The following is a 9,868-nucleotide window of genomic DNA, read 5'->3' on the forward strand; positions in this document are numbered from 1 at the left end:
CCTAAAAGAGAGATCGAGTTTGCCTTGCAGCATCATTTTAATTTAAAAAATAAACTATTTTTGCTGGAAAATTTACCAAATCAAATTTTTATAGCGCCTTCAAATTTAAATTTGCTTGGTATCAAAAATAGGACTTTGGGTAGAAATTTTATACTTGGTAAAAAGCTTTTTGAGAAACAAACTAAGATAGCAGTTTATATAAATGGCATAGATTATGAAGAAGCTATTGATTTTTTTCCAAAAAGAAGAAAATTTAAAGAGCTTCAAGATACTCTTATCTTTTTTACAAACAATGAATTTGTTGCCGATTTATACATAAAAATAAACTATTCTCAAAAGATGCAATTAAAGCTTGGGATAGATGAAAGTTATAGTAAAATAGGCCTTGGTGCAAGGCTTAAAAGTAATAAAAATATGTCAAATTTTATAAAATTTAGGCTTTGCTCTTAAATTTTTAGATATAAAATCTAAAATATTTGTTATTATTACATTAAAGAAATATATTTATTTGTAAAAGGATGTGCATCAATGGCATTTATCGATTACCTAAGAAGATTTTTTGTCTTTTTTAGATTTAAACACAGTACCATTTTGGTAGCTTCTATTGCATTAAGCATCTTATTTTGGCTTTACGCTCCACTTATAGCTTTTAACGATGTATATAGCTTCGCTAGTATAAGTTCAAGAGTCACTATATTAATTGCATTTTGGGCAGTTATTTTATTTTTTGTTTTAATCAAGCCATTAATGCACTATCTAGCATCTCAAAAAGATGAAAAAAATAACAAGCTAAAAGAGATCAAAAAAGAGTCTATGGATAGTTTTGGTAAGGCAAAAAGAAATTTTATGCTCTCTTTGAAAGATGCCAAAACAACATGGAAAAAAGATATAAATTTCAAAAAATTACCTTTAATAATGATAATGGGTAACGAAGGTGCTGGAAAGAGCGCGTTTATAAACTATTCAAATATCGAATTTCCACTATCTGATAGTTTAGATACTTATAAAAAAATACATAAGAGTACAACAAACTTTAATCTTTACATTTCAAAATTTGGTGCACTTTTAGATACTGAGGGTATACATTTTGCACAAGAGAGCTTGTACCAGCCAACAGCTACCGAAGAGCTTCCTGAAGATGATGTGGATAAAAATAGGGATTACTTGCTTAAAAAAAGTATCTGGAGTGAATTTTTACACTTTTTAAAACGAAATGATTTTAACGCTAGATTAAGTGGCGCGGTTTTAATCATAGATACTAAAAAATTCCTCGAAGGCACGCAAGAATATTTTGATGAATTAATTAGATATATGATAAAAAGGGTTAATGACTGTGAGAAACATCTAAATATTAAATTCCCTATTTATATTGTTTTTAGCAAACTTGACTTAATAGATGGTATGGGAGATTATTTTAGGCTTTTCAATGAAGATGTGGCAAATAAAGCTCTAGGAATAAACTTAGATCCAAATTTCTCAAAACAATCACTAGAAACTGAACTAAAAAACCTAAGCGAGTCATTATTTAAACATCTCATGAGTAAGAATTCGATTTCACACCTCTTGGAAGATAAAAAACGCTCATATCTCTTTTTAAAACAACTTGACAATTTTTTTGCTTTAGTGAAAGATTTTGTAACAAAGCTAAGCTCTCAAAATGCACTTAAAAATAGCTCAACCATAAATGGAATTTATTTCGTCAGTGCTTACCAAGAAAATATACCTATAAACTACCTTACAAATACTATTTGCGATAGATATAACATTAAAAAACCACTTTTAAGAGCAGTAAATAACTATAGCAAACGAAGCTATTTTGTAAAATCATTTTTAAAAGAGATAGCTTTTAAAGCTAACTTAAATAAATTTGGTGCTCAAAATAGATTTACAAAATTTGTAAATTTTGTTTTAGTAGCCATACTTTGTGCTGGAGTATATTTGGGTTCTAGTTTTATTCTAGATACCAAAAATATAAAAGAGCAAAATGCTATAAATAATGCAAATAAAATTTCTTCATACCTTGATGGTAAAAAATACAAGGATCTCTCTCCAACACAAAAGATCGAGCTTCTAAATTTGCTAAAACAAAGTCTAAATGACTATCCAAGAATCTTTAGCGGTGATACTAAATTTGAGTATATAACACTAGATACTTCGTATAAAGGCTTCACCCCAGTTAAAGCGCTTTACTATGATTTAAATGCTGATTTTTTCAAAAATACAGTTTTAACTGAAATGGAAAATATACTAAAAAATGAAAGCGATCCAGATAAGCTAATAAAAGCATTTTATATGTATGATTCGCTCTTTGACAAAGACTATACAAATGTGGATTTATTTAAAATTTGGATTAGCACAAACTGGGATAAATTTGAAAAATATGGCGTTGCAAAAGATGAATTTTTATCTCATATTGAGGCTATCTTAAAGGCAGAAAATTTAAATATAACCGCAGATACAGTTGCTCAAAGTATAGCAAATACGAGACTATCACCTGTTCAAAGAGCACAAAGACTCTACTACATACTTGAGTTCATATCATTCAAAGACGATAAATCTTTTTATGATATTAAAAAAGATGTTGAAAATTTATACACAGTAGTCCAAGAAAAAGAAGCATTTAAGCCATTTAATAAAATTTATACAAAAGAAAATTTAAGAGATTTCTTATCAAAGCTTAGCTCAAATATAGATCAAACAGCTGGAATAGAATCTTGGCTAATGGAGACAAATTCTTCTTTAAAAGATATTAGCTCAAATGATAAGAAAGAGTTAAGTATTGCTGTAATAGAGCTTTATTTGCAAAATTATGCTGATAAATGGAGTCAAATTTTAAGAGAAATAGAGCCAAATGAATTTAGCACAAAAAAAGAGGTCATAGAAGAGCTCGACATCTTATCAAAGAGAGAAAATCCTTTAAATTCTTTAATAAAATTAACTAATCAAAATACAAATTTAAATGATGAGAATTTACTAAAATATATCTATTCTCTAGGATTTGCTTCAAGTGAGATAAAGCGTGTTTTCAGTGATTTTAGTGCTAAATTTACTAACTATCATACGTTAAATTCTAATGACTTGCTAGATATTATAAGCAACGATGTAACAAGCGTTTATAAAAAAGTTAGTGACTATAACTTCGAAATGCTTCAAAGTAACGATGATAAAATAGTTTATGCAATAAATGGTATAAAAAACGAAAACGACCCATTCGTTGTCTTAAATAATGATGCTAAGAAGCTTCCAGATGAGTTAAATGAATATTATCAAAAGTTATCGACACTTGCATGGAAACAAGTAGAAAATGGCGCTTCAGTACTTTTATCAACAGCATATAGAGATGATGTTTTTGATGATTTTGAAAGTCTTATCAAGCCATTTTATCCATTTAATGAACAATCTCCAAAGGCTGTCAGCATAGAAGAATTTAAAAGATTCTTTGGCAAAAACGGAACTTGGAATAGCTTTTACGATAGATATCTAAAACAAATCTTAAGTAAAACCGCTGATGGCTATAAAATAAGACCAAAATATGCAAAAGAGCTAAGATTTAGCAGGGATTTTCTTAAAAATATTGCCTATATAGACAGAATTTCAAATTTAATGCTTGATTCAAATGATGAGCTAAAATTAAATTATAATTTAAAAGCTGTTGACTTATCGGCAAATTTCAGTCATATAAATATTAGTTATTCTAATAACTCTTTGACTTATGATCATACAATTGCCTCAAATTTGATAGTTTCAAGCAAAAATTTTGATATATCAACACAGTTTAAATTCAATGCAGTTTCAAGTACTGGAAGCGAGAGAAAAGAGCTAAGCTTTGATGGAGAGTGGGGCTGGTATAAGATATTAAAAGCTTCAAATTTTAGTAGTGTTGGCGTTAGTACGCTTAATTTTGATGGTAGAAGAGATTCGTATTTTGGCTTTGAAGTAACACCAAATGGAGGAGAGCTTTTAGAGCTTATGGATATCATACCAACGATAAATTTACCAAAGAAGATGCTTTATTAAGGATAAAATATGCAACAAATAGCAGCAGTTATACAAAATTACGATAAAGCGTCAAGCTTTTCAGCTCAATTTATTATTTTTGATGAAAATGGCGGTGATATAGGCTCATTAGACACTACAAAATTTTCTTGTAATGATATGAGCGATTCAATCGCACCAAAACACGCTCATGTTGGATTTGAAGAGGGGGTTTTCACAATCTGTGGCTATAAAGATTGTGAAATTTTTTATAGTGATTCATATTCAAAGCTTCCAGATGACTATGAGAGTGTCATAAATTTGGGCGATGTCTTTAGAATAGGGGAGTTAAAATTTATATTTATAGACCCTTCTAGGATTGATGAATATATAGGGAAAGCTCATAAGATAATAGAAAATACGAAAAATTTTGACAAGCTTGATGATAAACGTTTTGAGCCAGTTGGTAAAATTTCAAATGTTGATTTTAAAGAAGAACCAAAGATAAACTCATTAATAAATGAGAAAAAAGATATCACTTTAAATGAAAATGCGCACGATGCAGTTTTAAATTTAAATGAAATGGCTCAAAATTTTGACGAAGAAGAAAATGCAAATAATCAAAATATGCTTACTGCAAAAAGCATGGATGAGCTTTTGACAAAGATAGTTGAGAGTATAAAATTGCAACCAAATATGAGCCCTATAAGTGAGCAGACTAGGACTTTAAATACAAAAGATATGGAAACAATCATGAAAACTCTTCCTCTTAGTGATTCGACAGAACTAATAAATACTGTTTTGGTTAAGCTTATATGCAAAGAGCTATATAGCCAAATGTATGATATAGTCGAGAATAACTCATTTTTTAAATATCTTTCAGGAGCCGTACTAAAAAGTACTAAGGAAGACAAGGAAGCGTTTAATTATCTATTGCATAAAGCTCTTCAAAGCTATATGTTAAAAAAGTAATGTTTTTAATAAAACAGAAAGTAAATAAAAGATAGAATAATCCAAACTTTTTAATAGGAGTAAATATGTCACAACCAGTGTATATTAAAGTGAAAGGTTCTACACAAGGACTTATTTCAAGCGGTGCTTCAACAGAAGCTAGTATAGGTAATCGCTATCAGTCAGGTCACGAAGATGAGATCATGGCTCAAGAGGTTTCTCATATAGTAACAGTTCCAACTGATCCACAAAGTGGCCAACCATCAGGTCAAAGAGTCCATAAGCCATTTAGTTTTACTACATCACTAAATAAAGCTGTTCCACTTCTTTACAATGCTTTAACACAAGGTGAAAGACTTCCAGAGGTTGAGATCTATTGGTATAGAACATCAACTAGTGGTGGTGCAGAGCATTTCTTCACCACAAAACTAGAAGATGCAACTATAACAGATATTACTCTAGTAAGTCCAAATGCTCAAGACAAGCTAAACAGCGACAAAACAGAGCTTTTCAAAGTTTCAATGAACTATAGAAAGATAGTTTGGGAACACGTAGCTGCAGGCACAAGCGGAAGCGACGACTGGAGAGAAGCTACTAAAAAAGCTTAAAACTAACCTAGGGTTTACCCCTAGGGTTAATAAAATCATCTTCTAGCTAGAAGGACACAGATGAGCCCTTTTTATCTTTATCTTTTAAATTAACATGATATGTGAAATGCGATATGAAATACCTAGTTATAATCATATTTCTCATAACATCTTTATATTCACACGAAGTAAATTGTTTAGATATTTTTGCTGTGATCTTTGATAAAAATACGACCGATGAGAATACTGCTAAATGCGTAGAATACTATATAGATGAGCTTGGGTGCGATGCAAATATGACTATAAGAATTCCTGATCTTTCAATAAGACCAAATCTATTAGAATATGCTTATGATGCAAATAAAACAAAAACTTTTGATACTCTTTTGGCAAAAGGCACATACGCCAATACTAGCTTGGCAACATCCATAGGAATGAGCTTTGCATTTTTCTTTAGAGAAAATGGTGTCGGTATAGACAATAAAAAGGCAAGCCCTGAACTACTAGAATTTATAAAAACTCAGAAATATAAAGAATTTAAAGAAGAGAAATTTAAATTAATCAAAAAACTATTAGATTATGGACAGGATCCGAAAGACTATGTTCTCTTGCAGAAAGTACTAACACTTGTAAATGATGAAAAGGACTTGGACAAATTTTTAGGAAGTTATAAAAAAGGTAATAAATGAGTATGTTAATTTCATTTATTATAAACATAGCAATTATGAATTTACACTATCTTGGATGTGTAAATTCATTAAATATCGTAGCAAATAAGGATATAAGCGATGAAAGGACAATGCTATATATGGAAACATATATAGAGAAATTTAAATGTAACCCAAGCATTAGTGTTAAATCATCAAGATTAACATCTACATGGATTGATTTATTGTCACTTGCATATATAACAAATAAACCAAAAACACTTGATTATGTGTTATCTAAAAAAGCAGTTATAACAAGAGAGTTAACCGGAGAAATAAGTTCTGATTATATTATTTATTTGGCGAAAAATGGTGTATCTATATCTAATAAAAAACCTAATTCTATAAAATCTTTAGAATTTCTAGAAACAGAACAATATCAGCAATATAAAAAAGAAAAGATGTCTTTAATTAAAAAATTATTAGATAATGGAGCTAACCTAGAGTTATTTAAATATTTACTTGAAACACTAGAATATGTAAAAGACGATGAGGAGCTAAGAAATTTGCTTGAGAAAAGGAACAAATAGTGGATTTTTTCAATATAAGCAAAAAGAAATTAGATATAAAAAATAATAAATTAGATATAAAAGATTTTAATAAAACTAGCTATGAAAATGCCAAAGATATTATGAAGCATTTTGGTGAGTTTCTTGGACCGATATATGAGAAAGCTGCTGATATGGCTGGTACCGGGGTTGACATCATTAATAATAAGCAATATGAAGAATTTAAATTTTATAAGAATATGGATATGATTGATAAGTTTAAAGAATTGCATAATTCAACCAATACTGACATTGAAATGTTTGAAAAGGCATTACAACAAGAAGAAGAAAACGAAAAAAGATTGAAAGAGCAACAAATGGACAAAAATTTAACATCACCAACATCATCACTGACTAAGCCTGTCATGCTAGCATCCGGTAACTCAGTGGCAACTGACGGCTTTGTGGACTACGGCGTATCTAACGATACCTTCTCGACTCTTCAGATAGCAAACGAGTCAAATGATAAATTTATCGTTACACGTGCAGATATTTATGAAAATTTAGAAAGTATATTTAGTATAGAGTGCTTTGCTTATATAAATTTGGTGAAAAACCCGCTTTATGAAAATTTAGACACCATCTACAATAACGATAAAAGCTACTCAAGCATATATAAGTATCTTGATAAAAGTATAAAGCTAAGCATAAAAAGGCCGTCTTCAACAAATAAAAACATCATCCCGGATGGTAGCTCAAACGATATGCACTTTAGTGGAATAGTAAGCGATGTAGAGTATCTTGGCGTAGATGATGAGACTAGTACAAATATAGATAAAAAATACTTCTTTAAATTTAAGCTAACTTCGCCACTATATAGACTAAGCATAAATAGAGCAAATAGAATTTATACAGACCAGAGTATTTTAGAAGTAGTAAAGGATATTTTAGCTTTTAATAAACAAAGACTAACCAAAGAGCTAGACTTCTCAAATATCAAAAATAACTACAACAAAAGAGAATTTATAGCCCAGTACAATGAGAGTGATCTAGCTTTCATAACAAGGCTTTGCCATGATAGTGGTATATATTTTTATGAAGACAATGAAAAAATTTACTTTCATGATACATTTATACTAGCTTATAGCAATCAAAATGAAAATTTTATTTCAAGCGATACAAGCAGTGGCAAGGAAGCTAGAAAAGTAAGCTTTAATGTAAATTTGAATAATAATCTAGCAACCGAGCATATAAATAAAATAACAAAGAGCGAGACGCTAAAAGCAAATAGCTTTACGCACTCTTTTCAAAATACAGCTTATCCAAATGTGTTAGAGAGTAAAAATGAAAAGATATTTGACGAGCAGGTAAATATCTATGACAAGCATATAAATTTAGATGAGTATTCATTTAGTGATACTAGCTTGCTTGAGGTTAGCACCTATCTTAAAAAACTAAGAAGCGATATGCTTTTAAAAGAATTTACCGCTAGTTCAAATGTATTTGCACTAAATTTAAATGACAATATCTCGGTAGCCATTGACGCTAGCAAGGGCGAATATGAGTTTAAAATAATAGCTTTAAAGCATACTTATATTGATGAGAGCGTTCTAGAAAATACCTTAAATTTAGGCGATAATGTCCCATTTAAAGATAAAAAATTTATAAGCTCATACACAAACGAGATAAGCATCATTCCAAGTAGTGTAAAATTTGTTCCAAGCTACAAGCAAAAGCCAAAAGCACCAGACATCACGCTAGGTCTTGTAGTCGGTCAAGATGGACTAAATAGCCAAAATAATACGATCCATACTGATAGCTATGGTAGGGTAAAGGTGAGGTTAAATGCTTTTAGTACACAAGAGATAATCGATAAAGACGATGCCATCAACGCAAGCTATCACAAGAGTGCTTATCTAAGAGTGATAACGCCTATTGCTAGCAATAGCTCAGGCTTTTTTGCCATACCAAGGATTGGCGATGAGGTTATTATCTCGTTTTTACAAAACGATATAGACAACCCAGTAGTAAGTGGTAGCCTATATAATGCTTCAAATACGCCACTTGTAAATGTAGATAGTAACTATCACCAAACATCTCTTAGCTCAAAGACAATCGGTGCAAATGAGACTGGTATAAACGAGATCACTTTATCAAATTTAAAAAATAAAGAGCAAATTTATGTAAAAGCAGAAAAGGATTATGACGAGCTTGTAAATAACGACTTTTCTCAAACAATACTAAATGACAAAAGCTCACAAGTACATGGAAGTTATACTGAACGAGTAAAAAAAGCTCACATCCAGACGATAGATCTAGCAAAAAATGTAAATGTCGGAGGCGAGTATCTAACAACAGTTGGACTTTCAAAAGATACAGTAGTTGGTGTCTCAAATACGCTAAATGTAGCCGTTGATAACAATACAAGAATAGGCCAAGATAGTCATGAATTTGTGGGACATGATAAATTTGTAGAAGTAAAATCAAATCTTAATACGACCATACATAACGATGAGATGAAAGAGGTAAAGGGCACAAAAGAGCAAAATATAGATGGTGGTTATAAGCTAAATTCACAAAAAGGTATAAATGAATTTAGTAACGAGCATATTGTGCTTCAGGCAAATAGCTACATTGATATAAATGCTAAGTCAAATTTCACAACAAAAACAGCTGCCCAGCACACTGAGATTGCTGATTCAAAATTTAGCAATATAGAAACAAACTACGAAGTGAATGCCAAAAATGAGATAGTCCATCAAGTAGGTAGCACCAAAGTAACCATAAATAGCTCAAGTGTACTAATAGAAGTAGCTGGTGTAAAGGCGATATTTGATAGTAGAGGGCTAAGAGTTATCGGTGGAGATATAAAGGCTTTATAAGATTATGTTTAAAGACTTGCTTTGTATTTTAGTAGGTCTTTAAATTTTTAAATAAAATCAATTTCTACTAAAACTAATGCTAAGAATTTTACAAGCAAAGGTAAATTTTAGGGCTACAATAAAAGATCGTCACACAAAATTTTTCAACATTGTACCCCAGTACAATAGACAAGCCCTTTTAAAATTTATATAATTCATTCAAAATTTCAAATACTATAAACAATAAGGAGAATATGATGGCTAAAGAAGCCGGAGTAGTTAAAAGTGTAAATGGAGGA

At 30.4% G+C, this 9,868-nt stretch carries 7 protein-coding genes; all 7 read left to right on the forward strand.

The window, feature by feature from the left end; genetic code table 11:
• The coding region (locus CVS93_RS09610; RefSeq protein ID WP_199907255.1) for a type VI secretion system baseplate subunit TssG at nt 1–450 on the forward strand (450 nt) is incomplete at its 5' end.
• Between the two features lie 78 nt (nt 451–528).
• Nucleotides 529–4,017: a type VI secretion system membrane subunit TssM gene (gene tssM, locus CVS93_RS09615; RefSeq protein ID WP_107687451.1), complete on the forward strand. Its 3,489-nt coding sequence runs from the start codon at nt 529–531 to the stop codon at nt 4,015–4,017.
• Nucleotides 4,018–4,026: 9 nt separating this feature from the next.
• The gene (locus CVS93_RS09620) at nt 4,027–4,947 is read left to right on the forward strand and encodes a hypothetical protein (RefSeq protein WP_107687452.1); all 921 of its coding nucleotides are present in this window, start codon (nt 4,027–4,029) and stop codon (nt 4,945–4,947) included.
• 65 nt (nt 4,948–5,012) lie between these two features.
• Nucleotides 5,013–5,534, forward strand: a complete 522-nt coding sequence (locus CVS93_RS09625) for an Hcp family type VI secretion system effector (protein WP_054195925.1) — start codon at nt 5,013–5,015, stop codon at nt 5,532–5,534.
• A 113-nt stretch (nt 5,535–5,647) separates the two neighbouring features.
• Entirely contained in the window at nt 5,648–6,202 is a 555-nt protein-coding gene (locus CVS93_RS09630; RefSeq protein WP_107687453.1) for a hypothetical protein, read from the forward strand.
• Nucleotides 6,199–6,750 (forward strand): hypothetical protein, encoded by a 552-nt coding sequence (locus tag CVS93_RS09635; protein WP_107687454.1) that lies wholly within the window; start codon nt 6,199–6,201, stop codon nt 6,748–6,750. The genes CVS93_RS09630 and CVS93_RS09635 overlap by 4 nt, the downstream gene beginning before the upstream one ends.
• Complete coding sequence (gene tssI, locus CVS93_RS09640) at nt 6,750–9,590, forward strand: type VI secretion system tip protein TssI/VgrG (RefSeq protein ID WP_199907256.1); 2,841 nt, start codon at nt 6,750–6,752, stop codon at nt 9,588–9,590. The genes CVS93_RS09635 and tssI overlap by 1 nt, the downstream gene beginning before the upstream one ends.
• Nucleotides 9,591–9,868: the final 278 nt, after the last annotated feature.

Origin of the sequence: Campylobacter concisus (assembly GCF_003048535.1) — a bacterium.
In the GTDB taxonomy this organism is placed as follows: Bacteria; Campylobacterota; Campylobacteria; order Campylobacterales; family Campylobacteraceae; genus Campylobacter_A; species Campylobacter_A concisus_S.

What these genes read in the sequence shown, in the direction of transcription:
- tssM (WP_107687451.1), top strand. Translation starts at nt 529, where the DNA reads ATGGCATTTATCGATTACCTAAGAAGATTTTTTGTCTTTTTTAGATTT.
- CVS93_RS09635 (WP_107687454.1), top strand. Translation starts at nt 6,199, where the DNA reads ATGAGTATGTTAATTTCATTTATTATAAACATAGCAATTATGAATTTA.
- CVS93_RS09620 (WP_107687452.1), top strand. Translation starts at nt 4,027, where the DNA reads ATGCAACAAATAGCAGCAGTTATACAAAATTACGATAAAGCGTCAAGC.
- CVS93_RS09630 (WP_107687453.1), top strand. Translation starts at nt 5,648, where the DNA reads ATGAAATACCTAGTTATAATCATATTTCTCATAACATCTTTATATTCA.
- CVS93_RS09625 (WP_054195925.1), top strand. Translation starts at nt 5,013, where the DNA reads ATGTCACAACCAGTGTATATTAAAGTGAAAGGTTCTACACAAGGACTT.